The sequence below is a fragment of the Bacillus sp. Bvel1 genome (assembly GCF_014872755.1).
Classification (GTDB): Bacteria; Bacillota; Bacilli; order Bacillales; family Bacillaceae; genus Bacillus; species Bacillus velezensis.
The window spans coordinates 559,039-582,021 of the sequence record NZ_JAAOBZ010000007.1; the positions used below are offsets into that span (position 1 = coordinate 559,039).

Sequence of the window (22,983 nt, forward strand, 5' to 3'; positions counted from 1 at the left end):
ATATTCACAATTGTAAAAAAACACTCATTTATGCGTTTTTCTGTTACAATACTTTCGTGCCCAAAAGCACAAAAGGATTAAAGTTTGATGGGGTGTTGTTTTGAAACAAGAAAAAAGGCTGACGTTCATCTCAGCCATCAGTTTATTTGTCTTGATGTTAGCAGTCATTATTTCCTGCCTGTTTTTCTTTCATACAGAGCCGCATATGCCGCTGTTCTTTTGCGTCATTATTCTGTCTCTGGCAGGTTTGTGGCTCGGTTTCTCGTGGGAGAGTCTTGAAAAAGGAATTGTCAGCGGATTGAAAAACGGTGTGCAGCCGATTATCGTGCTGGCTTTGATCGGCGTGCTGATCGGCGCCTGGATGTACAGCGGCGCCATTCCCACCGTCACCGTTTACGCTCTGTCAATTATACAGCCGAGTCAGCTGCTTTTGACCGCATTATTTTCCTGCATGATTATCAGCACGCTTGTCGGCTCAAGTCTGACAACTGTCAGTACAATCGGCGTCGCGCTGTTAGGGGTAGCAAGCGCGGCGGGAGTTCCGCTCGAATGGACGGCGGGAGCAGTCATTTGCGGAGCTTGTTTCGGTGATAAAATGTCACCGATGTCCGACACGACGAATTTTGCCGCCGGAATCGGCGAAATTCCGATTTTTAAGCATATTCGCCATATGATGGGCACTACCGTTCCGGCACTGCTGATCACGATCGTTCTTTTTTATATTCTCGGTTCATCTGTTTCAATAAATGCCGCTTCAACGCAAAATATTGAGGCGGTCATTTCCGGAATAAAAGAGGCCGTGCACGTTACGCCTTGGTCGCTTCTTTCACCTCTGTTGGTGATCATTTTAGCTGTGAGACGGGTTTCCGTGATTCCGGTGCTTACCGCCGGTATTATTTCCGCAGGGCTTCTGACTGCTGTTTTTATTCCTGACAGCAGCATTCAAGGATTTATATCCGCCCTGCAAAGCGGGACGGCGTTTAAAACCGGCGACCAGGCTGTGGCCAGCATTATCAACAGAGGCGGGCTCCAATCGATGATGGGATCAGTCTCTCTGATTATGATCGCCTTTGCGCTCGGCGGCCTGATGGAAAAAACGGGCCTGATCGCGGCGCTGCTTCAAGGATTGATAAAAGGCGTGCATACGAAAGGACGTCTTGTCATGGCGACCGTCTTCTCAAGTATAGGCGTAAACCTTGCGACAGGTGAGCAGTATTTGTCGATCTTAATTCCGGGTCAATCTTATAAACCTTTATATGACAAGCTCGGCATTAAGCGGATTCACCTTGCGCGGTCGCTTGAGGACGGCGGAACTTTGATCAACCCGCTGATTCCCTGGGGAGTAAGCGGCGCTTTTATGGCAAGCGCATTAGGGGTTTCCGTCGTCGACTACCTGCCGTTTACCTTTTTCCTGTACATTTCTCCTATGATCTCAATTCTGCTCGGTTTCCTGAAAAAAAGCTGACAATACGAGAAAACCTGCCGTTTTTTACCGGCAGGTTTTCTTATGCAAAAAATCCCGCTTAAAAAACGGGATTTGTTTAAAATGCCTGCTGAATGAATTTGTTTCTGATAAACGGTATTTTTAAAAAGAAATGAATGAATGTCCGTCTGATCCCCGGCTGGCTGAGCACGCTGTTCATCAGACGGTAGCGGTTTTGGTAAACGGCTAAAACAGATACGGCGCATAATGAGTAGATCAACAATTTTTTCATCTTATCCCTCCTGCCCCTATCGTTTGTCAAACAGCGAGAATTATTCCGGTGCAAAAAGTTTTTTATGCGATTAAGCGATGGTTTCAGATTCAGTCACGATCATATCGACCGGAATATCGTGGGGCATGCGGGGAATGCGGTCTGTCAGCTGGCAGTCAAAGAGAAGCGACACGGTACGGCCTTTATAACCGGACAGGTACCGATCATAATATCCTCCGCCGTATCCGATTCTGAAGCCTTCCCGGTCAAAAGCCACGCCGGGCACAATCACAAGGTCAATGTCATTTTGGGCGGCTTTTTCCGTCAGACTCTCGATCGGTTCACTGAGGCCCGCATATACGGTTTCCAGCTGATCATACGCAGAAAATGTACGGAACTCCATTGCTCCCGTCTTCGGAAAGCATTTTGGGATACAGACTTGTTTTTTCTCTTGCCAGGCCTGTTCAATCATCGGCCGTGTCGGAATTTCCAGGCGTGTCGAGATGGTAACGGCGATCACGCGGGCCTGTTTCCATTCTTTTAAAGAAAACAGCGTTTCACGCATGCTGCGGCATTTTTTCTCCCATTCACTTTCTGTCATGTCAGAAAGCTTTGCTTTTATATCGGTTCTGATTTGTGCTTTCACGTTTCTCAAACCTCCCTGAAAGACAAAAAAGCCAGAACTTTATTGAAAGCTCCAGCTTTTTCCGCTGTGTTAAACAGCTTATTTTGTTTCACGGTGTAACGTAGATTTTTTATCACGTGGGCAATATTTTTTAAATTCAACGCGGTCCGGATTGTTGCGTTTGTTCTTTTTAGAAATATAGTTACGCTCACCACATTCAGTGCAAGCCAAAGTAATATTAACGCGCATTATTTTCCCTCCAAACTAAATATCATTTACTTATTCAGACTTATATATAATACCACTATAATGGACGGAATGCTAGAGCTGATTTACATGAAATGTTGTTTAAGTGCAGAAAACATCAGTTTACGCTTCTGATCCTCTGAATGAGCTTGCGTCAGAAGAAGGTAAAATATGACGAAACAGGACAAAAAAGGGCTTTCTGATACGAAATCTATAGAGAAATAACCGTCTGCTCCCCGAGTAAAAAAGATTTTCCGACAAAATTCCGTTTTTTTCTCTATTTCCTTTAGAATGGCGGCGTTTTATGGTATAAAAAAGAAGGGCAAATTAATAATAGAAGGTGATTAAACGTGGAAATTGCTATTATTGCGTTGTTTATCGTCAGTATAGCGCTTATTGCATTCTCATATTCTCAAAGAGATCCGATGAAAGACGTGGAACAGGAGCTAGAAACGCTTCAGCTTTCCGCTATGCAGGAAATTTACAAGTTGAAAAAGAAAATGACGGTGCTTGAAGAAGAATTGCTGGAAACCAACCTCGTGATCCGCAAAGCCAAAAGCAGCGGCATTAACCAAAAAATCGCCAAACAAATCATTTCAAAATATAACAACGGAATGTCTGCGGAAGCCATCGCAAAAGCGGAGCACGTGTCTGTCGAGGACGTCAATACCATTATTAAAGATAATGAGAAGGTGCTCGTATGACAAAACGGGGCATTCAGGCTTTTGCAGCAGGCATGATTTTAGCGACGGCCGTTCTCGCCGCTGTCTTCTATTTGACTGACCATGACCAGGCAGCCGCCGTTAAAACCGAAAAAACAGCATTGACAGAAAAAGAAGTAAACAGCTACCTCGACGATCAGCACAAAGTCTCCGTCAACCGGGATGACTATCAAAAACTGCTTGATTCTAAAGAAAAATCGTTAAACAACGACCAAAACACAGACGCCAAAAAGAAAAAAGTAACATACAAACTGACGATTAAAGACGGAATGAGCACTGCTGATGTGTCATCCATTCTTGAAAAAGAAGGGATTATTCCTTCAGCGAAAGACTTCAATGATTACGTCATTGACGCAGGCTACCACAAAGAAATCCGCGCCGGCCATTTCAAAGTCGACTCAGATATGAGCTTTAAAAAAATCGTCAAAACATTAACCCGCTAAAAAAGCTTGCAGGCATCGTCCATTCAGATGGATACGGCCGGCAGGCTTTTTTAATAGACATATAAAACGGACCCGGTCAATGGCCGGGCCCTTTTTTTATCCGAATTTTCCGGTGATATAATCATGTGTTTTTTGATGGTCCGGCTGAGAAAATATTTTGCCCGTATCGCCCCACTCTACCAGTTCGCCCATATAGAAAAACGCGGTTTGATCAGAGACCCTCGCAGCCTGCTGCATGTTATGAGTCACAATGACGATTGTATACTTTTCTTTCAATGTCAAAATCAGCTCTTCTATTTTCCGCGTGGACACGGGATCAAGAGCGGACGTCGGTTCATCCATCAGAAGGACGTCCGGTTTGGTGGCGAGCGCTCTTGCGATGCACAGCCGCTGCTGCTGACCGCCTGACAGTGAAAGCGCCTGTTGGTGAAGGCGATCCTTCACTTCATCCCAGAGCGCAGCTGCTTTTAAAGATTCCTCGGCGATTTCAAGCAGTTTCTTTTTATTTTTTTCGCCGTGAATTCTCGGACCGTACACGACATTCTCAAATATTGACTGGGGAAACGGATTTCCTTTTTGAAACACCATACCGATCTGTTTTCTTAATTCTGCCGCATCCGTCTTTTCCTTCAGCAGATTGCGCCCGTTATAGATCATGTCGCCTGTCACTTTGACATTCGGGGCCATTTGCAGCATTAAGTTTAATGTTTTAATAAAAGTGGATTTCCCGCAGCCGGACGGACCGATGATCGCAGTTACCTTCCGCTCCTCAAAACCGATCGTAATGTCTTTTAAAGCCTGATGGGCTCCGTACCATACGTTCATGCCGTGAATATCAAATAAATTCTGTGTGTGCACCGCTTCCTTCACAAGGCTCACAGTCCTTCCCCCTATCCGAACTTTCCGTTAATGTAGTCATCTGTCTTTTGCGCTTTAGGACTCGTGAAAATTTGTTCTGTCTGCCCGTATTCCACCACTTCCCCGTTTAAAAAGAAAGCCGTTCGGTCAGACACCCTCAGCGCCTGCTGCATGTTATGCGTAACGATAATAATCGAATAATCTTTTTTCAGTTCTGTCAAAAGCGTCTCGATTCTGGCGTTTGAAATAGGGTCCAGAGCTGAAGCCGGTTCATCTAAAAGAAGCACGGCAGGTTTCATCGCAAGCGTACGGGCGATACAAAGGCGCTGCTGCTGGCCGCCTGATAACGACAGAGCCGATGAATGAAGCCGGTCTTTGACTTCATCCCAAAGCGCCGCCTTCGTTAAGCTTTCCTCGACCGCCTCATCCAAAACGGCTTTCCTGCGTTCCCCCGCATACTTCAGCGCATGTGTGATGTTATTGTAAATGGATTTCGGGAACGGATTCGGTTTTTGAAACACCATACCGATTTCCCGTCTGAGAGACACGATATTAATCGCTTCACCCAAAATATTCAGCCCTTCATAAAGGATCTCTCCCTCGCTTCTTGCCGAAGCAATGGCATCGTTCATTCTGTTAATCTGTCTCAAAAATGTTGATTTCCCGCAGCCGGACGGACCGATCAGAGCCGTCACCGCATGTTTTTCAATATTCATGTTTACATCTTTTACCGCTTGTTTGTCACCGTAATAAATTGATAAATGCTTCACTTCCAAAATCGAAGACTCCGGCAAACGCTTTGTTTGTTCCGCTTGTTCCCTGATGATGTGATCAATCATGTTTTCGCCTCTTTCCGATTAATTTGCCGTAAGCTTTTTATAAATGACAGACCCGAGCCATCTCGCAGAAAGGTTAAACAAGAGAACCGAAATCACCAGCACCGCCGAGCCGCCGTTTGCAATCGCTTCGGCGTCAGGGATGATTCCCTGCGTATTGACACTCCATATATGAACCGCCAGCGTCTCAGCCGGCCTGAAAATGTTGAAAGGAGATGATTCAGAAAACGGGTTCAAATCCGTAAAGTTCAGCCGCGGCGTTGTCAGCCCCGCTGTAAATAACAATGCGGCCGCTTCTCCGAATACTCTTCCTGATGCCAGAATGGCTCCGGTTAAAATTGAAGGAATCGCACTCGGAATCAGCACCGTTTTGACGGTATGCCATCTCGATACGCCTAAAGCAAGAGAAGCTTCTTTCAGCTCCTTAGGGACTGCAGTGAGCGCGCCTTCTGTCACCCGGACCATAACGGGAAGGTTAAAGACCGTTAATGCGAGCGCGCCCCCGATAATCGTGTAGCCCCATCCGGTCAGGTTTACAAACATCAGCATGCCGAACATCCCGATGACAATGGACGGAAGCGAAGACAGCACCTCAATACACGTTCTGATAAAATCGGTGATTTTATTTTGGGGCGCATATTCAGCCATAAAGACGCCGCCCCCCACACCAAGCGGTATCGTGATCAGCATGGTGATAAACAGAATGTAAAAGGAGTTAAAAAGCTGATCCCGTATTCCGCCGCCTGAGGCAATGGCGCTCGATTTTGACGTAAGAAAACGCAAGGAGATTTCAGAGACGCCGTGAATAAGAATGTACAAAAACAATCCTGCCAAAATCGCCGCGATTACAGCGGCGCATAACCCGAATACACCGGTGGCCAATTTATCCGTTATTTTCCGGTTCATTACACTTTCCTCCTAGATGACAAGTAGCGTATGAGCAATATAAACAGAAACGACATGATGAGAAGAACAAGCCCCATAGACCATAACGTATTATTTTCAATACTGCCGTATGTGGTATGGCCCATGTTTAACGTGATAATCGTCGTTAATGTTCCCGCCGTATCAAGCAGGCTTTCCGGCAGAAGCTTTGTATTTCCGATAACCATCTGTACGGCGAGTGCTTCTCCGAACGCTCTTGCCATCCCGAGCACGACAGCGGTCAGCAATGTCGGAAACGCCGCCGGGATAAGCACCTTTCTGATTGTCTGCCACCTCGTCGCACCAAGCGCATATGAACCGTCGCGAAGGTGTTTCGGAAGTGACGCAAGCGCATCAGCGGAAATCGATGTAACAGTCGGCAGAATCATTACCGAGAGTACGATCGTCCCCGCCAGAAGGCTGTGACCCGTTCCGCTTGATTTAAAAGAGCCGATAAACGGAACCAATACTGTAAGACCTATGAATCCATAAACGACGGACGGAATGCCGACAAGCAGCTCAATTACCGGCTGCAGCACCTTTTTTCCCCAAGTCGGCGCAATTTCCGTCATAAACACGGCACCCGCAATACCGAGGGGCGCTGCGATCAGAGCGGACAGAATCGTGACCGCAAATGATCCGAAAATAAAAGGCAGCGCGCCGAACTCAGGTTTTGCCTGGGTTGGATTCCAATTCAGACTTGTTAAGAACTCAATCGGGCTTACACCATTTACAAAAAAAGATTGCAGCCCCTTTATGCCGAGAAAAATTGTGATCGCCGCTGATGCCGCAATGATAATCGCGGCACACACAGACACAATCACCCTTCCGCGGACTTCATCCAATTGCCTGTTTTGTTTTGAGCTTATTAAGCGTTCGCTTACAGACTCTTTTTCTCTGTGATTTATCATTTGTTTACACTCCTATAAAGAAGAAGAGGCGGGGAGCCCGCCCTCCCCTCAGCTTTGCTTGCCGTTTGCGTCACGTGTGACTTTCATATCAGAGATCGGAATGTAGCCCTGATCTTTTACGATACTTTTCTGTACTTCATCGCTGTTCATATAGTCAAGAAACGTTTTTGTAAGGCCTGACGCTTCACCTTTCGTATAAGAGTGCTCGTAAGCCCAAATCGGATACTCGCCTGTGACGACGTTTTTCTCTTCCGGTTTGATGCCTCCGATCGATAAAGGCGTTACTTTGTCATCGTTTATATAAGAGAATGCCAGATAACCGATTGCTCCCGGCGTTTCCGCAATGATTTTTTTGACTGTATTGGAGGAATCCTCTGTAATGCCCTCTGCAGGCTCTGCTCCGTCAAGAGCATATTTGACGAACGTAGCGCGTGTTCCAGATGAATCAGGACGGTTCACGAGTGTAATTTTTTGATCTTTACCGCCAAGTTCTTTCCAGTTTTTAATTTTGCCTGTAAAGACGTCTGTCAGCTGTTTTTTGGTTATATCCTTTACGCCCGCACCGGGGTTGACCGCAGCCGCCATCGCCACTACCGCTACTCGGTGGTCTTTTAGGGCTTTCGCATCAATGCCTTCTTTTTCTTCAGCGAAGACATCTGAGTTGCCGATTTGCACTGCCCCTTCAGACACTTGCGAAAGTCCTGTTCCTGAACCTCCCGCTTGCACCTGCACATCAGCATCCGGATGTTTTTCCATAAACTTTTCCGCCGCTGCCAGTACTAACGGCTGCATGGCTGATGAACCAGAAATGGTTAAAGAACCTGATGCTTTTTTATCCTCACTTGCAGATTGACTGTCTGTCTTGCCGCTTTCCTTTGCATTTCCGCATGCTGCAGCAACAATCATAACAGCAGCCATCAGAAGCGTAAGCATCCATTTGTTTTTTTTCATTTCCTGAATTCCCCCTGCATTTAATGTGTAATTTGTCCTACACGTATAGAGTAAAGGGTTCTTGTAAAATGCGTATAAATCAAGTGTTAAGGTTTTGTAAATCCGGATGTTTTTTTGTATAAAAAAAACGCTCACAGGTTGTGAGCGTTTTTCTGTTAGTTGCTTGTATTGCCGTTTTCAGCGTCTTCCTGAATTTTATCTTCGTTTTTCTGCTTCGTATTATTATCTTCTTGTTTCTTTTTCAGCTCAAAGTATTTGTCCAGAGCTGCTCTTCCTATATCATTCGTAATCGAATATCGATCGCTGTAATTAATATAGGCCCAAGGAACGACTACAGAAATAGCCACTTCCGGATTATCAGCAGGTGCATACGCGACAAGAGTCGTATTATACGTTCCTTCACCCGTCTCTGATTTGTCAGGACCGTCATAGAAAGATTGCGCCGTACCCGTTTTACCGGCAGGACTGTATGTCGCCGTCGCAAAATCAGTTGCGGCTGTCCCTTTTGTCATGACACGTCTGAAACCTGCCTGCACTTCTTTAATGTCTGCATGATTCATATCAATCTTGTTCAGTACTTGAGGCTGAACAGACTCTACAACGGCTCCGATTCCTTTTTTCGAATCAGGCTGTCTGACCTCTTTTACAAGCTGAGGTTTCAAACGATAGCCTCCATTGGCGATCGTTGATACATACTGCGCCATTTGCAGCGGTGTAAACGTATCGTACTGCCCGATGGCAAAGTCTAACAGAAGACCGGAAATTCGCTGTGTCCCTTGGTACCCGGTTGCTTCATTCGGAAGATCAATCCCAGTCTTAACTCCGAGTCCGAACTGATTGAAGTAGTATCTGAAAGTATCGAATGCCTTCATATCAAGCGGCAGGGACTGGCCTTTTTTGTACTCCCCTTTACCGACAGCAATCGCCGTTTTGAACATGAACACGTTTGAGGATTCCTGAAGCGCTTTTTGGATATCTACGGGACCTAAATTCGTCCATGATTTTTTCGGGTTTTTACTTCCCTTGAAATACATAGGTTCATCCTGGAAAACGGTGTTCAAATTAATCGCGCCCGTCTGCAGTCCGGTCAACACCGTCGCTCCTTTGACCGCCGATCCCATTGCGTAGGAGGAAGTCATTGCGCCGAGGGCATAATCATTAATTTTGTACTTTCCATGATCATTCGTAATCTGTTTGCCGGCCATCGTCAGCACTTCTCCGTTTTTCGGGTTCATCATGACGACGAAGGCCCGATCAAGAAGCTTCGTGCTCGGTCTCGCTTTTGCCGATCTTAAATTTTTCTCAATGATTTTTTCAACGGATTTCTGCAGGTCCATATCAATGGATAATACAAGGTCTTTACCGGCCTGTCCTTTTGAAATCACTTTGCTGCCCGTGACATTTCCGGATGAGTCGGTTAAGTTCTGCACTTTCTCTTTTTGACCCTGCAGCAGGCTTTCATATTGATATTCTAAATAGCTTTTTCCGACCCTGTCATTCCGGCTGTAGCCGAGTGACAGATAGTGATCCAGCAGATTGGAAGGAAGACCTTCGTTCGCACTGGATACACTGCCGAGCAATGTCCGGATCAGGCTTTTATAAGGATAAGACCGTTCCCAGTCAGACGTCACGTCAACTCCCGGCAGTTCATCTAAATGTTCGCTGACGACGGCCATTTCTTTTGCCGACACCCCTTCATTTTTGATGTATTGAGGCGTCAGTGAGTAGCCTGAATCCATCTGCCTTTTGATCGCAAGGATCTGCATATCTTTTGAAGTGAGCTCATTCAGCTGTTTGTCTGTGATACGTTTCAGCTGAAGCTGATATAAATCATCTTCAGACAGTTTTTTGTCTTCAGCTTTTTGCTTTTCTTCGGCCGTAATCAGTTTTTTCGCTTCATCAGGCCTCGTTAACATCCAATAGTCTTTTTTATCCCGCTCAGTCACCTTTTTGGTGCTTACCTTAATCATACCCGACAGTTTTTTTGCGATTTTTAAACGCTGCGCCTGGGTGGTTGAGGCTGAACGTGTATATGTAATCGCATTTAATGCTTTATTCGTTACGATGGGATTTAGGTTCCGGTCGTATATTTTCCCTCTCGGAACCGCCGTGCTGACATCAGACTCCTCCTGCTTATTAGCTGCGTTTTTATAATCATCACCCTGAACGATCTGCTTGATGCCAAGCTCGACGATAATCCAAGTGAAAATAAGAAACGCGGCCAAAAACAAAAAATTAAGCCGGATCGGCAGTGATTTTTTCTTTTCTTTGTTTACAGCTATTTTCTTTTTATTTCTCCTCATGACATCACCTTTTCTTATTTACAGAAAGAAATGACACCTTCTGTTCAGGTGCCATTTTTCATTCTAAAGGTTTTTTCGATATTTTTCTACAGATAACCCTTTTATCTTTCTCCTTTTATAAAATTCGGTTCCGCCGCCTGTTTTTGTCGGTCTTCTTCTACTGTTTCATCAGAAGTTTCCGTATCCAGTCTGATGTCTTTTATAAAGTAATAAATCAGCGGATGGCCGGCTCCGAGCAGCACGAGCGCCGCCGGTATTCCCACTTTTTCCTTGAATAATGTAACGATTACAAGGAAACAAAGGATGGAAACGATCCGGCCCGCATTTAAAAATAACTCCCTGAGCACAATGTATTCAATTCTGGCTTTTCTGGCAAGCCGCGCCCGGCCTATCACATCATATGTAAGCGAGACATACGGCACGAGCAGAACTGGATAGCCGATCGCAATAAACACTCCGTACAAAAGGAGCGTCGTGAAGCTCATTTTAAAAATGATAAGAAACAGGGCGCCGTACAAGATCAATCCGCCGATAAGAATCGCCTTTTTCCGCGCTCTTTTTTTGATGAGCCTTGATGCAAAATAATAGGCAAAAAAAGAAACCGCGGAATTGACGAGACCGAATGTTCCGAGCGCCAGCTCACTGTTTGTCGCAATGAATACAAAAACGCTGATTAAAAAAACAAAAATCCCCTCTCTCAAGCCTTGAAAAAAGTGCGCGTTGGTAATCCGGCGCCAATTCAGATTCGTGTGGCGCTCATCAAAAACTTTTTTCAGCATAAACCGGCCTTTCGACTCCCTCCGCTTCAGAAAAAAGCTCATGACCACGGCAAGGGCAAATAAGCCGAGCGACAGGCTGAAAATGATTGTATAACCCGTATTGTTTTCAAGTCTTGAAATGACATATCCGGCCACAATCGGACCGATCATGCCCGCCGATGAAGACAAAATGCCTAAAAACCCGTTAAAAAAATCTCTCGTTTCCGGTTCCGTAATTTCGAAAGTCAGCACATTAAAAGCCAGCCAGTAAAAGCCGTATCCAACTCCGAGCACGGCCCCTATCAAAACGAGACGGGAAGCCGCAGTTTCTCCGGCAAGCAGCACACTTAAATAAAAAGCGGCCAAAAAGATAACGCCGAACCTGAGAATAAACACCCTGTCAATTTTTTTAGCCAGCCGGCCGGCCAGCAGAAAGGTAACCGGCTGCATCGTTACGACCGACAAATTGTATATGGCCAAATCAATAAATTTTCCCGACTGCTTCCACAAATACACGTTGACAAATGTATTTGACAGCGCGATGCCCAATGAGTAAAGGCCGCCAATCGTCAATAACAGCAGCAGCCCTTTATTTATTTCGATGTCGCCGATAATTTTTTTTATTTTGCTCATCATTGACTCCCCTTTACTACACATTAGTTTGTCTCACTCAAACTGAGATATGTAAAAGGATTCAAAGTCAATAAAAAAACAAGGCCTCCCGCGGGAGACCTTGTTTGATCGAACTATTTATTTTGCTTCGCTGTAAAGACGGGCAACTTCATCCCAGTTCACAACATTCCAGAAAGCTGAAATGTAATCAGGACGGCGGTTTTGGTAGTTCAGGTAGTACGCATGCTCCCAAACATCAAGACCGAGGACAGGTGTTTTACCCTCTGAAAGCGGTGAATCTTGGTTTGGCGTGCTTGTAATTTCAAGTTTGCCGTTGTTTACAACAAGCCAAGCCCAGCCTGAACCGAAACGGCCGGCAGCTGCTGCGGCGAATTTTTCTTTAAATTGATCGAAGCTTCCGAACGTGTTTTTGATCTCTTCAGCAAGCTCACCAGTCGGTTCGCCTCCGCCGTTCGGAGATAAAAGAGTCCAGAATAAAGAGTGGTTGGCATGTCCGCCGCCATTGTTGCGGACAGCTGTGCGGATGTCCTCCGGCACTGCGTTCAAATCAGCAACAAGCTCATCTACAGATTTCTCTGCAAGCGCTGATCCTTCGATCGCTTTGTTGAGGTTTGTCACGTATGTGTTATGGTGCTTCGTATGATGAATCGTCATCGTTTCCTTATCGATATGAGGTTCTAAAGCATCATAAGCGTAAGGCAATTCTGGAAGTTTGTAAGCCATAATTTTTTTCCTCCTTTAAATATATGTACTGAAATGCCGCTTAACGCGAACTTTTCTAATCTCAATGTAACAAAAGAAAGCATGGTAATCAATGAAAAAGCTCACAATCCGGCGATTCCAGCAGACATATTACACTTTATCCGTTCCCTGCCGAAATTAAACCTTTCTAAAGCACCGTCCATAAGAAATATCCGATCATAAAGAGCTGAATGACGCCTTTTGCCGCCACGCTTGTTAAAAAACCGATTAACGAGCCGAGCCCCACTTTTGCCGCGGACTTGATATCCTTTTGATGAACAAACACCTCAGCGCAGACAGCACCGATAAACGGCCCTAATATAATGCCTGCCACGGGAATAACGAAGGGCCCGATCAATAATCCGATCGTGCTTCCCCAGATTGCCGCCCTGCTTCCTCCGTACCTTTTAACGCCAAGTAAATTTGACACATAATCAGCTGCGAATAAAACGGCCGCAAATACCGCCTCAATGAGCCAAAACAGGTAAGAATAAGGACTGAAGGAAAACAAAAATCCGTAGAGAAGAAAACCGGCCACAATAAAAATAACGCTTGGAATCACCGGATATACAAGCCCGATAAAAGCAATGATGAAGACCGCAATGATAATCAGCCAATACAAAACACTCATGACAAAAACACCCTCCTTTGTTTTGCGGGCGATCACCGCTTCCCGCTTTATCTTATTATGTATGATTCCTTATCACCGCTTTAAATACTCTCACTTGTGTTCATCCCCTGTGAACGATACAATAAGCAACATATACCAGTTTAGGCTAGGAAGTGAAGATGTTGAACATATTTACGGCTTTATTGAAAAGTACATACTCTCCGGCAGATATTGCAAAAACACGGTTTCAGGGGATAGGAAAAGCGATCCTTTATGTATTTTTGCTGTCTGTCCTTTTTACGCTGCCAAGCGCTTATTACCTTTGCTCCGGCACCGTAAACTCAATGAACGGTTTCAAAACCGTGTTAAAGAAAGATTTCCCTGATTTCAGCATTTCAAACGGAGAATTGCAGACGAAAGCGTCCGCCTCTAAGGAAACGGAAGCGAACGGGTTCGTCATCGTCTTTGATCCCACAGATGCTTACGGCGCGAAACAAATAGCGGCGAAACAAAATGCGATCGGCATTTTGAAAAATAAAATGGTGCTTGCTGTAGACGGACAAGCGACAGAAATGAATTATTCGCTGATGCCTGCCGATATCACAAAAAAAGAAATCATATCAGCATTAAACCAAAATAAAACAATGATCGTCACCGTCCTGTCCGTTTTGCTGTTCATCATGACAGCGGCAGGCAAATTCATTGAAGTATCATTTCTCGCCGTCATCGGCCTGATATTGAAAAATGCGCAAAGAAAGACATTGAATTACCAGCAGCTCTGGAAGCTTTCGGCTTATTCCATTACACTTTCGACCGTATTCTTTACGATCATGCGCGCGCTTGTTATTACGGTGCCGAGTGAATTTTTAGTGAATTGGTTTGTAAACTTTATCATCCTTTTCCTCGTCTTAAAAGAGATACCGCGAAGTAAAACAGATGTATAACAAAGACTGCCCCCGGCGGTCTTCTTTTTTGTCATGAACAAAATGGGACAAGCATACAATGAAGTAAAAATGTATGCGGGAGGCGGTTGGAATGAAGCGGCTTACTTTTGTATTCGGCAGTTTATTTGTGATATTCATTATCTTTTACGATCTTAAAATCGGCACGATCCCTTCTCAAGACCTTCCAGCATACGCAGCGGCGGCACAGCCAGCCCAACAGGAAGCTTCATACAGAACGGTTACGGTCAAAAAAGGCGATACGGTGATGTCGATAGTCGGCGCACATAAAGCGCCAGATGATATTGCACAAGATTTTGAAGCGCTGAATCCGAATGTAAAAGCAAACGCCATTCAGGCAGGCACCGCTTATAAATTCCCCGTCTACCGCAATTAAACGTTAATTTCTTGTCAGTTCGGCAAATACACTGTTACAATATAACATGTAAATAGAAGTTGCCTGACATGTAAAAGGCTCAGCCTGCAAAAGCGGTAACTACAATTAAGGAGCGATTGACAAGTGAGTGAAATCACACATCGTACAAAAACGCGTCCCGTCAAAGTGGGACCTTTAACAATAGGCGGAAATAACGAAGTCGTCATTCAGAGTATGACGACGACCAAAACACACGACGTAGAAGCAACAGTTGCGGAAATCAACCGTTTAGCCGAAGCCGGCTGCCAAATTGTCCGGGTGGCATGTCCGGACGAACGCGCCGCTAACGCGATTGCCGACATCAAAAAACAAATTTCCATCCCTCTCGTTGTCGATATTCATTTTGACTACAAGCTTGCATTAAAAGCAATTGAGGGCGGGGCCGACAAAATCAGAATCAATCCGGGAAACATCGGCCGTCGCGAAAAAGTGGAAGCCGTCGTAAAAGCGGCGAAAGAAAAAGGAATTCCGATCCGGATCGGCGTAAACGCGGGATCTTTGGAAAAGCGCATTTTAGAAAAATACGGCTATCCGACTGCTGACGGAATGGTTGAGAGTGCGCTTCATCATATCAAAATCCTGGAAGACCTTGACTTTCATGACATCATCGTCAGTATGAAAGCGTCTGACGTCAACCTCGCCATAGAAGCATACGAAAAAGCGTCAAAAGCATTTGATTATCCGCTTCACCTCGGAATTACAGAATCGGGCACGCTGTTTGCCGGAACGGTAAAAAGCGCGGCCGGACTCGGAGCGATTTTAAGCAAAGGAATCGGTAACACGCTCCGGATCTCTCTGAGCGCCGATCCTGTTGAAGAAGTAAAAGTAGCCAGAGAACTGCTGAAATCATTCGGTCTTGCTTCAAACGCGGCTACGCTTATTTCATGCCCGACATGCGGACGGATCGAAATTGATCTCATCAGCATCGCAAATGAAGTGGAAGAATACATTTCTAAAGTCAAAGCGCCGATTAAAGTAGCGGTTCTCGGATGTGCCGTTAACGGACCGGGCGAAGCAAGAGAAGCTGATATCGGGATTGCCGGCGCACGCGGCGAAGGACTTCTTTTCCGCAAAGGCCAAATCGTCCGCAAAGTCCCTGAAGAAACAATGGTCGAAGAGCTGAAAAAAGAAATCGACAAGCTGGCAGAAGAACACTATGCAAAGCTTGAAGCGGAAAAAGCAAAAGCAGAACAAGAAACACAAAAAGCTTGACGGATATTCCGCCAAGCTTTTTTTTTGCGTTGTGTTAAAAAAACGGTGTAATGAAGATGCCAAGCACAAGGGAAACAATACCGATTCCCATCGCCCATCCGCCTAAAGCGCCTGCTCCTCTTCTTCTGGCGATATAGCCGACGATAATGCCGCATGCCCCTAATAAAACAGGGAGCACAAACAGGGAAATGATAGAAATAGCCAATGCTGCATACCCTATCCCCCGGCCTTCACTTACTCCGTCCCGATTATCATCACGGTCTGCTGCCCGGTCAGAAGCACGATATGGCTCTGAGATTTCGGCCGCTGTTTCTTCTGAATAAACATCACGCGTGATATCGGTTCCTTCCGATCCATGATCCACGTAATAGTCGTTGCCTTTTCGATTTTCGTAATCGTATGCCACCTTCAATTCCCCCTTTTTCTTTTATGAAAGGAGCTTTTTTAGTTTCCGCGTTTTTTACGGATTCATGTTTGCTAAACTTTTCTGGTATTGTTAATTGTTTATGTTACACTTGAAGGGATGAATCTATAGGAGTGTGGACATGTTACGGTTAGGTATAGATATTGACGGCACAGTTACGGCACAGGATACATTTGTCCCTTATTTAAACCGCTCATTTCATCTTTCCATTACCTTGGATGATATGACTGATTATGATCTGACGAAGCTTTTGAACATTACAGACGAGGAATTTTGGGAATGGATGAACGTTCATGAAGCAGCCATATATAAAGAAGCGAAGCTCGCGGAATTTGCCAAGCAGGCACTGGACGGACTGAAAGAAGAGCACCGTCTAATCTACATTACGGCAAGACGCAGCCACTTAGAAGATGTTACGCTGGACTGGTTTGCAAACCGGGACATTCATTACGATCACATTGAGCTTGTCGGAGGCCATCACAAAGTGGAAGCTGTCAAAAAACACGGCATTGATTTATTTTTCGAAGATCACCACGGCAACGCGACAATGATCGCAAAAGAATCAGGCATTCCGGTTATCCTTTTTAACTCCCCATATAATCAGCTCCCCATCGATTCCAATATTATCAGGGTGCAGAATTGGCTTGAAGCCGTCGCCTGGATTAATAAAAACAAACACAGCTTTCAGCATGTTAAAAGCTGAAAAAAACCTCCTGTATATAGCAGGAGGTTTTTTATCGGCACGCCGGACAGGTGCCGTAAATTTCAAACTTATGGCCGCTGATTTCATACCCTTCCAAATCATCGTGCAGCTTATCCATCGGACAGGACTCAATTTCCTTCGTTTTCCCGCAGGTTAAACAGATAAAATGGTGATGATGATGGGTATAAGAGCATGTAAAACGGAACAGTTTTTCTCCGGAAAGCTCCGTCGTTTCCAAAATGCCGAGTTCTTCATATAACGAAAGATTTCGGTATATGGTATCAAAACTCAGACCCGGATAGTCGTCATTTAATGCGGCAAGCACGTTTTTGGCGGTCAGATATTTATCAGAATCAGCAAAAAGCTGCAGCATGTCTTCTCGCTTACTCGTATATTTATACCCTTTTTCTTTCAGCAGGTTCAACGCTTCTTGTACGTTCATGAGGACCTCCCCTTTACAACACGGTATCGCTCCAAAAAGAAAATGGCAGCTGTCTGAACAGCAGGCCATTTTCTTATGATGTATCAAATTATACCTATAAAATGATGAAAAGTAAATGAAAGCCTAGTGAATCGCGGTTTTGAACTTACCGCCCCTCGTTTCATGGGTATTCATGATCGTAATAAAGGCGTTTTTATCAATTTCAAACACAATGGATTTCAATTTAGTCACTTCAAGCCTTGTCACGACCGCGTAAATGACTTCTTTGGATTCATCCGTATATCCGCCTTTTCCCTGAAGCTTGGTGGTTCCCCTTCCAAGCCGATGCAAGATTGCGTCTGAAATTTCCGCATACTGATCTGCCACAATAATGACCGCTTTTGTTTCATCAAGCCCCTGGATGACGGCGTCAATCGTTTTCATGGCAATATAATAAGTCATGAAAGAATACATCGCCTGCTCCGGACCGAACACAAAACCGGCCCAAATAAAAATAAACACATTGATGAGCATAACGAATTCTCCGACTGAGAAGGGCAGCTTTTTTGTGAGAAGGATACCGAGTATTTCAGTACCGTCCATCGAGCCTCCGTTTCGGATGACAAGGCCTACCCCGAAACCGAGCAAAAGCCCGCCGAATACCGTCGCCAAAATAGGCTGGGTCGTAATGGCCTCCACTTGGTGCAAGGAGGATTCAATCAGCGCTAAACCGACAATTCCGATAACAGTAGAGATGAGAAATGTTTTTCCGATATATTTATATCCGAAAATCATAAATGGAATGTTGAGTAACACAACGAATAAGGCGAAATTGAGGAGGGGATTGGACATAAAGAGGTGGTCTAAAATTAATGAAACACCGATAATGCCTCCGTCGATAAAATTATTAGGGACCAGAAACAATTCAATACTTACAGCGGCTGAACCCGCCCCGATCAGAATCATAATGACCCTGAAGATAAAGTGTAAAAATGACTCTCTTTTATGCTGTTTATTTGGGGTCATAAAATCTCCTTTCCTGTAATAACTATTTTAAACAGTAAGCAACTTCATTTTACCATTAAAAGCCGTAACATTTTAATGATTTGCTCAATACATTATGTCTAAAGAGGTGAAAGTATCGATGATTTTAATACAAAGAATTATTTTGCAGCGGCTCAATCAAGTCACTGCGGACGATCTTCTGAAATATTCCAAGCAATACGGAATCAGCATTACGAGAAGTCAAGCGGCTGAGGTAGCGGCTCTGATGCACGGAAAAAACATCAATATTTTTGATGAACAGGAGCGGCTTCGCCTGCTGAAAAAAGTAGAAACGATAACCTCAAAAGAAACGGCTCGGAAAGTTGACGAACTTTTCAACCAATTCTCAGGATAAAAAAGGAGGGGGCAATTCCCCCTCCTTTTTTATTGAGCTGATATTTTTTCAAGAAGCTCCTGATCAAACTGCTTTTCTTTCAGCATTTCGATTTCAAAACGGTACGGCGGCTTCTTATTTTTCTTGTCTTCGCCTACATACGGTGTTTCGAGGATTTTCGGAATATCGGCAAGCTGCTCGTGATGAACGATGTACTGCAGAGCGTCAAAACCGATCTCTCCGAACCCGATATTTTCATGGCGGTCTTTCCGGGCGCCTTTAATATTTTTACTGTCATTCACATGAAGGACTTTTATCCGATCGATGCCGACGATTTTATCAAACTCGTTAAGAACACCGTCAAAATCATTGGCGACATCATACCCGGCGTCATGGGTGTGGCAAGTGTCAAAGCAGACGGATAGATGTTCATTATGCGTAACCCCCGCAATGATCTCGGCCAGCTCTTCAAAGCTTCTTCCGCATTCTGATCCTTTGCCCGCCATTGTTTCCAGCGCAATCTGCACGTTTTGACCGGGAACAATCACTTCGTTTAAACCTTCAATGATTTTTTTGATGCCCGTCTCAGCCCCGGCTCCGACATGCGCTCCCGGATGAAGCACGATCTGTTTCGCGCCGATTGCTGCCGTTCTTTCAATTTCAGAACGCAGAAAATCAACACCCAGCTCAAACGTTGCCGGATTTGTAGTATTTCCGATGTTAATGATGTACGGCGCATGCACGACAATCTCATCGATGCCGTTTTCCTTCATATGGGCGCGGCCCGCTTCGATATTCAAGTCTTCAATTTTTTTGCGGCGCGTGTTTTGGGGAGCGCCCGTATAGATCATAAATGTATTCGCCCCGTACGAAACAGCTTCCTTGCTTGCGGCAAGGAGCATATGTTTTCCGCTCATTGAGACGTGTGAACCTATTTTCAGCAACCCGAGTCCCCTACTTTCCTTTATTAGATTTGTTTCTTCTCTGCTTTCTTTTTATCTTTTCCATTTCGTAGCTCATTTTCTTTTTATAGCCCGGCTTCACTTTTTTCGGTTTTTTCACGAGGCGCTTCGCCATTTGGTCGGCCTCATTCTCCGATTTTTTGCGTTTTTTGCGGCGATGGCGGTCATCGCCTTTCTTCCATTCGCCGTTTACAAGCTCCGCATAGTCAAACACAATACCCATCTTTTCGAGTCTTACGAGCGCATCTTCGTCAGAAAGCTCATAAATGGTCAGTGCTTGGCCTGATGAACCGGCGCGTGCGGTTCTCCCGACGCGGTGAACATAAAAATCCAGATCGTCCGGAAGCTCATAGTTGATGACGTGGCTTACGCCTTTAATGTCAATTCCTCTTGCCGCAAGGTCTGTCGCAATGACATAAGTGAATTCCAGATCATTAATCTGTTTCATTACCTTCTTACGCTCACGCGGCGTTAATCCCCCATGCAGAAGACCGATCCTCATGCCCTTTTCAGTCAGGTATTTCGCAATATGGTCAGCCGTGTTTTTCGTATTGGCAAACACAATGCCCAGATAAGGATTCAGATGAGACATCATATCAAAAAGCAGCTTGTCTTTATCACGCTGTTTAGAAGGAACCAAAACATGTTCAATCTTTTCGGCTGTGATTCTTTTCGGCTCAACATGCGCGTACTTCGGATTTTCCATATACTTTTTCAAAAACGGCTTCAGCTTTTCCGGAATCGTAGCTGAGAACACAAGCATCTGAAGTTCTTCCGGCATCCGCGATCCGATATAATCAACGTCTTCTAAAAAGCCCATGTCAAGCATCAGATCTGCTTCGTCAATGACGAGAGACTGCGCTTTATAGACGTTCAATGCCTGCGCCTTAATCAGATCCGCGATCCGGCCCGGCGTTCCGACGACGAGATGAGGCTGTGTTTTCAGCTTATCAATTGATTTTTGCTTGTCCGTCCCTCCGATGAAACATTTCGTCCGGATCGGCTCATCTTCCGCACCCTGTGTGATTTTGAGCGCTTCCTGATGAATCTGATTGGCAAGCTCTCTCGTCGGCGCCGTGATAACAGCCTGCACCGTATCAGAACCCGGATCAATCCGATTCAAAATTGGCAATAAATAGGCGTGGGTTTTCCCCGTCCCCGTCTGGGACTGCCCGATCACGCTTTCGTTTTTCAGCACGGCGGGTATCAGCCGCTTTTGAATATCTGTCGGTTCATAAAAACCAAGGCGGTGAACTGCATCTATAATAAACGGTTTTAAGTTGTATCCATCAAATTTAGTTTCTTTCATTTTTCCCAGCTCCTTAAAGCGGCACATTCTGTGTCCATCATCACATTATAACCGATTTTACTTAAAAACACCATGTCTTGGGGGAATCCTGTTTTCGAGACAGAAAAGCAAATGCCCCCTCCGATGCATATTGTAATAGCAGAGAGACAGAAAGGAGGTACAAGTATGTTTCCACAGCAGCCGATGAGAAATATGGCGCAGCAGGGCCGGCCGTTGATGAATCCGCGTATGATGATGGGAGGAAGACCGTCATTGCCGGGCCGGCAGCTGATGCAGCAGGGCCGGCAGCTTTTCCCTCAGCAGCAGATTGCCGGAGCGGGCCTGAGAAACGCAGGCACGGGCGGCGGAGGGAGCTTAAAAGGGATGCTTTCCCGTTTTTTACCCGGTTCAGGAGGAGGAAGCGCTGCCGCGTCGGCACCGGCGGCCAGCGGAGGAGCAGGTGCAGGACTGCAGGGAATACAGAACCTGGCAAGTCCGGCATCCCTGTCGAGCATGCTCGGCAACGTTCAGAAGGTGCTCGGCGTGGCGCAGCAGGTTACACCGATGATTCAGCAGTACGGTCCTTTAGTACGGAGTCTGCCCGCCATGATGAAGCTTTACAGCCAATTAAGCAGCAGCGATGATGAGAATGAATCTGACGAGACAAAAGAAACAGACGAACAGGATAAAAAGGATGAAGCTGAAAAAACAGATGAAACAGAAGATGAAAACAAATCAGACGCCTCATCCAACACATCAAAGAAGACGTCTGAAAAAGCATCCGCTTCAAAAGAAAAAGACGCCGCACAGGCAGACTCAGCGGAACAGCCGCGTCCAAAAAGAACATCGGGCAGATCAAAGCCGAAATTATATATTTAACATTCTTTGATATCTCACGAAAGATTAGCTATAATGAGATCAGAAGAATGCAAGATTTGAGCCGTTTAACTACGGCTTTTTATATTGCCTCTACACTCACTTTTGATAGGAGGACATCTACATTGGACGTTATCAAAATATCGCCGCGCGGCTACTGTTACGGCGTTGTTGATGCCATGGTCATAGCCAAAAACGCGTCACTCGATAAAACACTGCCAAGACCTATATATATACTCGGAATGATTGTTCATAATAAGCATGTCACAGATGCGTTTGAGGAAGACGGCATTTACACGCTTGACGGCACAAACCGTCTGGAGATTTTAAAGCAGGTGGAAAAAGGAACCGTTATTTTCACGGCTCACGGGGTATCTCCGGAAGTAAGAAAAGCCGCTGAGGAAAAAGGGCTTGTTACGATTGATGCCACATGCCCGGACGTCACGAAAACACATGACTTAATCCGAAAAGTAAAAGCTGAAGGCTATCATGTCATATACATCGGCAAAAAAGGCCACCCCGAGCCTGAAGGAGCCGTCGGCGTCGCTCCTGAAATCGTTCATCTCGTTGAAACAGAAGAAGACGTCAGAAATCTCGATATTCAGGCTGAGAAATTAATCGTTACAAACCAAACGACAATGTCCCAGTGGGACGTCCACGATATTATGGAATCAGTCAAAGAAAAGCACCCGCACGTGGAATACCATCAGGAAATCTGCCTGGCCACACAGGTTCGTCAAGAAGCTGTATCAGAGCAGGCAAAAAAAGCGGACTTAACCATTGTTGTCGGCGATCCGAAAAGCAATAACTCCAACAGGCTGGCTCAAGTGTCAGAAGAAATCGCCGGAACAAAAGCCTACCGAATCGGAGACATCAGTGAACTGAAGCTCGAATGGCTGAAAGACGTCAATACCGTCGCCGTTACCGCAGGCGCATCAACACCGACACCGATTACAAAGGAAGTCATCCGCTTTTTAGAGCAGTTTGACCACAACGATGAATCGACATGGCAGCTTGAACACAGTGTGCCGCTCAAAAAAATTCTTCCGAAAGTAAAAATAAAAAACTGAGGCCCGGGGCCTCAGTT

At 45.4% G+C, this 22,983-nt stretch carries 27 protein-coding genes; 10 read left to right on the forward strand and 17 right to left on the reverse strand.

The features are described 5' to 3' along the window. Positions 1–100 precede the first annotated feature (100 nt). Positions 101–1,465 carry a Na+/H+ antiporter NhaC gene (nhaC, locus tag HAP68_RS11995; protein ID WP_014305423.1) on the forward strand — a complete coding sequence of 455 codons (1,365 nt, stop codon included), beginning with the start codon at positions 101–103 and terminating at the stop codon, positions 1,463–1,465. A gap of 76 nt (positions 1,466–1,541) precedes the next feature. Here the strand turns inward: nhaC and HAP68_RS12000 are convergent, their stop codons facing one another. The 3 genes from HAP68_RS12000 to rpmG all read right to left on the reverse strand — a co-directional run bounded on the left by HAP68_RS12000 (position 1,542) and on the right by rpmG (position 2,568). Beyond that, positions 1,542–1,715, reverse strand: a complete 174-nt coding sequence (locus HAP68_RS12000) for a hypothetical protein (protein WP_003153061.1) — start codon at positions 1,713–1,715, stop codon at positions 1,542–1,544. A 70-nt stretch (positions 1,716–1,785) separates the two neighbouring features. Continuing rightward, positions 1,786–2,340, reverse strand: coding sequence for a 5-formyltetrahydrofolate cyclo-ligase (locus tag HAP68_RS12005; protein WP_024085606.1), 555 nt, complete (start codon positions 2,338–2,340; stop codon positions 1,786–1,788). 78 nt (positions 2,341–2,418) lie between these two features. Then, on the reverse strand, positions 2,419–2,568 hold the full coding sequence (gene rpmG, locus HAP68_RS12010) for a 50S ribosomal protein L33 (RefSeq protein WP_003153056.1): 150 nt from the start codon (positions 2,566–2,568) through the stop codon (positions 2,419–2,421). 347 nt (positions 2,569–2,915) lie between these two features. Here rpmG and HAP68_RS12015 point away from each other — a divergent pair, with 347 nt between their 5' ends. Together HAP68_RS12015 and HAP68_RS12020 are read left to right on the forward strand one after the other, a co-directional pair. Next, positions 2,916–3,269 carry a hypothetical protein gene (locus tag HAP68_RS12015; protein WP_003153047.1) on the forward strand — a complete coding sequence of 118 codons (354 nt, stop codon included), beginning with the start codon at positions 2,916–2,918 and terminating at the stop codon, positions 3,267–3,269. Beyond that, positions 3,266–3,730 (forward strand): endolytic transglycosylase MltG, encoded by a 465-nt coding sequence (locus HAP68_RS12020; protein WP_003153042.1) that lies wholly within the window; start codon positions 3,266–3,268, stop codon positions 3,728–3,730. The genes HAP68_RS12015 and HAP68_RS12020 overlap by 4 nt, the downstream gene beginning before the upstream one ends. A 96-nt stretch (positions 3,731–3,826) precedes the next feature. Here HAP68_RS12020 and pstB (HAP68_RS12025) read toward each other — a convergent pair whose 3' ends face one another. The 9 genes from pstB (HAP68_RS12025) to HAP68_RS12065 all read right to left on the reverse strand — a co-directional run bounded on the left by pstB (HAP68_RS12025) (position 3,827) and on the right by HAP68_RS12065 (position 13,276). Beyond that, positions 3,827–4,609, reverse strand: a complete 783-nt coding sequence (gene pstB, locus HAP68_RS12025) for a phosphate ABC transporter ATP-binding protein PstB (protein ID WP_003153040.1) — start codon at positions 4,607–4,609, stop codon at positions 3,827–3,829. An 11-nt stretch (positions 4,610–4,620) separates the two neighbouring features. After that, a complete protein-coding gene (pstB, locus tag HAP68_RS12030) occupies positions 4,621–5,427 on the reverse strand; it encodes a phosphate ABC transporter ATP-binding protein PstB (protein WP_024085607.1) in 807 nt (268 codons plus the stop codon). A gap of 18 nt (positions 5,428–5,445) precedes the next feature. Then, the gene (pstA, locus tag HAP68_RS12035; RefSeq protein ID WP_003153036.1) at positions 5,446–6,330 is read right to left on the reverse strand and encodes a phosphate ABC transporter permease PstA; all 885 of its coding nucleotides are present in this window, start codon (positions 6,328–6,330) and stop codon (positions 5,446–5,448) included. Next, positions 6,330–7,259, reverse strand: coding sequence for a phosphate ABC transporter permease subunit PstC (pstC, locus tag HAP68_RS12040; protein WP_003153034.1), 930 nt, complete (start codon positions 7,257–7,259; stop codon positions 6,330–6,332). The genes pstA and pstC overlap by 1 nt, the downstream gene beginning before the upstream one ends. Before the next feature lie 48 nt (positions 7,260–7,307). Next, entirely contained in the window at positions 7,308–8,210 is a 903-nt protein-coding gene (locus HAP68_RS12045) for a phosphate ABC transporter substrate-binding protein (RefSeq protein WP_003153032.1), read from the reverse strand. A 155-nt stretch (positions 8,211–8,365) separates the two neighbouring features. Next, complete coding sequence (gene pbpA, locus HAP68_RS12050; RefSeq protein ID WP_014305428.1) at positions 8,366–10,513, reverse strand: penicillin-binding protein 2A; 2,148 nt, start codon at positions 10,511–10,513, stop codon at positions 8,366–8,368. A 101-nt stretch (positions 10,514–10,614) separates the two neighbouring features. Beyond that, positions 10,615–11,904: an MFS transporter gene (locus HAP68_RS12055; RefSeq protein WP_014305429.1), complete on the reverse strand. Its 1,290-nt coding sequence runs from the start codon at positions 11,902–11,904 to the stop codon at positions 10,615–10,617. Positions 11,905–12,021: 117 nt separating this feature from the next. Then, positions 12,022–12,627 (reverse strand): superoxide dismutase SodA, encoded by a 606-nt coding sequence (sodA, locus tag HAP68_RS12060; RefSeq protein ID WP_024085608.1) that lies wholly within the window; start codon positions 12,625–12,627, stop codon positions 12,022–12,024. A gap of 166 nt (positions 12,628–12,793) precedes the next feature. Continuing rightward, on the reverse strand, positions 12,794–13,276 hold the full coding sequence (locus tag HAP68_RS12065) for a DUF456 domain-containing protein (protein WP_014305430.1): 483 nt from the start codon (positions 13,274–13,276) through the stop codon (positions 12,794–12,796). Between the two features lie 158 nt (positions 13,277–13,434). Here HAP68_RS12065 and HAP68_RS12070 point away from each other — a divergent pair, with 158 nt between their 5' ends. The 3 genes from HAP68_RS12070 (at position 13,435) to ispG (ending at position 15,844) form a co-directional block, all read left to right on the forward strand. Beyond that, positions 13,435–14,199: a DUF1189 domain-containing protein gene (locus HAP68_RS12070; RefSeq protein ID WP_032856877.1), complete on the forward strand. Its 765-nt coding sequence runs from the start codon at positions 13,435–13,437 to the stop codon at positions 14,197–14,199. Between the two features lie 91 nt (positions 14,200–14,290). Next, on the forward strand, positions 14,291–14,593 hold the full coding sequence (locus tag HAP68_RS12075; RefSeq protein ID WP_003153022.1) for a LysM peptidoglycan-binding domain-containing protein: 303 nt from the start codon (positions 14,291–14,293) through the stop codon (positions 14,591–14,593). Between the two features lie 132 nt (positions 14,594–14,725). After that, positions 14,726–15,844, forward strand: coding sequence for a flavodoxin-dependent (E)-4-hydroxy-3-methylbut-2-enyl-diphosphate synthase (ispG, locus tag HAP68_RS12080; RefSeq protein ID WP_169510269.1), 1,119 nt, complete (start codon positions 14,726–14,728; stop codon positions 15,842–15,844). A 34-nt stretch (positions 15,845–15,878) separates the two neighbouring features. Here ispG and HAP68_RS12085 read toward each other — a convergent pair whose 3' ends face one another. After that, the gene (locus tag HAP68_RS12085) at positions 15,879–16,256 is read right to left on the reverse strand and encodes a DUF308 domain-containing protein (RefSeq protein WP_087920773.1); all 378 of its coding nucleotides are present in this window, start codon (positions 16,254–16,256) and stop codon (positions 15,879–15,881) included. A 133-nt stretch (positions 16,257–16,389) separates the two neighbouring features. Between HAP68_RS12085 and HAP68_RS12090 the strand changes: the two genes are divergently transcribed. After that, complete coding sequence (locus tag HAP68_RS12090) at positions 16,390–16,971, forward strand: 5' nucleotidase, NT5C type (RefSeq protein WP_024085610.1); 582 nt, start codon at positions 16,390–16,392, stop codon at positions 16,969–16,971. Positions 16,972–17,002: 31 nt separating this feature from the next. On the opposite strand, the gene zur is transcribed toward HAP68_RS12090, so the two are convergent. Further along, the gene (gene zur / locus HAP68_RS12095; RefSeq protein WP_003153018.1) at positions 17,003–17,413 is read right to left on the reverse strand and encodes a zinc uptake transcriptional repressor Zur; all 411 of its coding nucleotides are present in this window, start codon (positions 17,411–17,413) and stop codon (positions 17,003–17,005) included. A 123-nt stretch (positions 17,414–17,536) separates the two neighbouring features. Further along, positions 17,537–18,418: a YitT family protein gene (locus HAP68_RS12100; protein ID WP_024085611.1), complete on the reverse strand. Its 882-nt coding sequence runs from the start codon at positions 18,416–18,418 to the stop codon at positions 17,537–17,539. A gap of 118 nt (positions 18,419–18,536) precedes the next feature. Between HAP68_RS12100 and HAP68_RS12105 the strand changes: the two genes are divergently transcribed. Continuing rightward, on the forward strand, positions 18,537–18,791 hold the full coding sequence (locus tag HAP68_RS12105; RefSeq protein ID WP_003153013.1) for a DUF2624 domain-containing protein: 255 nt from the start codon (positions 18,537–18,539) through the stop codon (positions 18,789–18,791). Between the two features lie 29 nt (positions 18,792–18,820). On the opposite strand, the gene HAP68_RS12110 is transcribed toward HAP68_RS12105, so the two are convergent. Together HAP68_RS12110 and HAP68_RS12115 are read right to left on the reverse strand one after the other, a co-directional pair. After that, on the reverse strand, positions 18,821–19,714 hold the full coding sequence (locus tag HAP68_RS12110; protein WP_024085612.1) for a deoxyribonuclease IV: 894 nt from the start codon (positions 19,712–19,714) through the stop codon (positions 18,821–18,823). A 10-nt stretch (positions 19,715–19,724) separates the two neighbouring features. Further along, positions 19,725–21,041, reverse strand: a complete 1,317-nt coding sequence (locus HAP68_RS12115; protein WP_003153010.1) for a DEAD/DEAH box helicase — start codon at positions 21,039–21,041, stop codon at positions 19,725–19,727. A gap of 165 nt (positions 21,042–21,206) precedes the next feature. Between HAP68_RS12115 and vrrA the strand changes: the two genes are divergently transcribed. Both vrrA and HAP68_RS12125 read left to right on the forward strand, forming a co-directional pair. Next, the gene (gene vrrA / locus HAP68_RS12120; protein WP_024085613.1) at positions 21,207–21,899 is read left to right on the forward strand and encodes a VrrA/YqfQ family protein; all 693 of its coding nucleotides are present in this window, start codon (positions 21,207–21,209) and stop codon (positions 21,897–21,899) included. A gap of 122 nt (positions 21,900–22,021) precedes the next feature. Further along, positions 22,022–22,966: a 4-hydroxy-3-methylbut-2-enyl diphosphate reductase gene (locus HAP68_RS12125; RefSeq protein ID WP_024085614.1), complete on the forward strand. Its 945-nt coding sequence runs from the start codon at positions 22,022–22,024 to the stop codon at positions 22,964–22,966. The last annotated feature ends 17 nt before the right edge of the window (positions 22,967–22,983 follow it).

What these genes read in the sequence shown, in the direction of transcription:
- sodA (WP_024085608.1), bottom strand. Translation starts at nt 12,627, where the DNA reads ATGGCTTACAAACTTCCAGAATTGCCTTACGCTTATGATGCTTTAGAA.
- HAP68_RS12090 (WP_024085610.1), top strand. Translation starts at nt 16,390, where the DNA reads ATGTTACGGTTAGGTATAGATATTGACGGCACAGTTACGGCACAGGAT.
- HAP68_RS12065 (WP_014305430.1), bottom strand. Translation starts at nt 13,276, where the DNA reads ATGAGTGTTTTGTATTGGCTGATTATCATTGCGGTCTTCATCATTGCT.
- HAP68_RS12055 (WP_014305429.1), bottom strand. Translation starts at nt 11,904, where the DNA reads ATGAGCAAAATAAAAAAAATTATCGGCGACATCGAAATAAATAAAGGG.
- HAP68_RS12000 (WP_003153061.1), bottom strand. Translation starts at nt 1,715, where the DNA reads ATGAAAAAATTGTTGATCTACTCATTATGCGCCGTATCTGTTTTAGCC.
- zur (WP_003153018.1), bottom strand. Translation starts at nt 17,413, where the DNA reads ATGAACGTACAAGAAGCGTTGAACCTGCTGAAAGAAAAAGGGTATAAA.
- pstA (WP_003153036.1), bottom strand. Translation starts at nt 6,330, where the DNA reads ATGAACCGGAAAATAACGGATAAATTGGCCACCGGTGTATTCGGGTTA.
- HAP68_RS12105 (WP_003153013.1), top strand. Translation starts at nt 18,537, where the DNA reads ATGATTTTAATACAAAGAATTATTTTGCAGCGGCTCAATCAAGTCACT.
- HAP68_RS12045 (WP_003153032.1), bottom strand. Translation starts at nt 8,210, where the DNA reads ATGAAAAAAAACAAATGGATGCTTACGCTTCTGATGGCTGCTGTTATG.
- HAP68_RS12100 (WP_024085611.1), bottom strand. Translation starts at nt 18,418, where the DNA reads ATGACCCCAAATAAACAGCATAAAAGAGAGTCATTTTTACACTTTATC.
- HAP68_RS12070 (WP_032856877.1), top strand. Translation starts at nt 13,435, where the DNA reads ATGTTGAACATATTTACGGCTTTATTGAAAAGTACATACTCTCCGGCA.
- HAP68_RS12115 (WP_003153010.1), bottom strand. Translation starts at nt 21,041, where the DNA reads ATGAAAGAAACTAAATTTGATGGATACAACTTAAAACCGTTTATTATA.
- pbpA (WP_014305428.1), bottom strand. Translation starts at nt 10,513, where the DNA reads ATGAGGAGAAATAAAAAGAAAATAGCTGTAAACAAAGAAAAGAAAAAA.
- HAP68_RS12020 (WP_003153042.1), top strand. Translation starts at nt 3,266, where the DNA reads ATGACAAAACGGGGCATTCAGGCTTTTGCAGCAGGCATGATTTTAGCG.
- HAP68_RS12075 (WP_003153022.1), top strand. Translation starts at nt 14,291, where the DNA reads ATGAAGCGGCTTACTTTTGTATTCGGCAGTTTATTTGTGATATTCATT.
- rpmG (WP_003153056.1), bottom strand. Translation starts at nt 2,568, where the DNA reads ATGCGCGTTAATATTACTTTGGCTTGCACTGAATGTGGTGAGCGTAAC.
- vrrA (WP_024085613.1), top strand. Translation starts at nt 21,207, where the DNA reads ATGTTTCCACAGCAGCCGATGAGAAATATGGCGCAGCAGGGCCGGCCG.
- pstC (WP_003153034.1), bottom strand. Translation starts at nt 7,259, where the DNA reads ATGATAAATCACAGAGAAAAAGAGTCTGTAAGCGAACGCTTAATAAGC.
- pstB (WP_024085607.1), bottom strand. Translation starts at nt 5,427, where the DNA reads ATGATTGATCACATCATCAGGGAACAAGCGGAACAAACAAAGCGTTTG.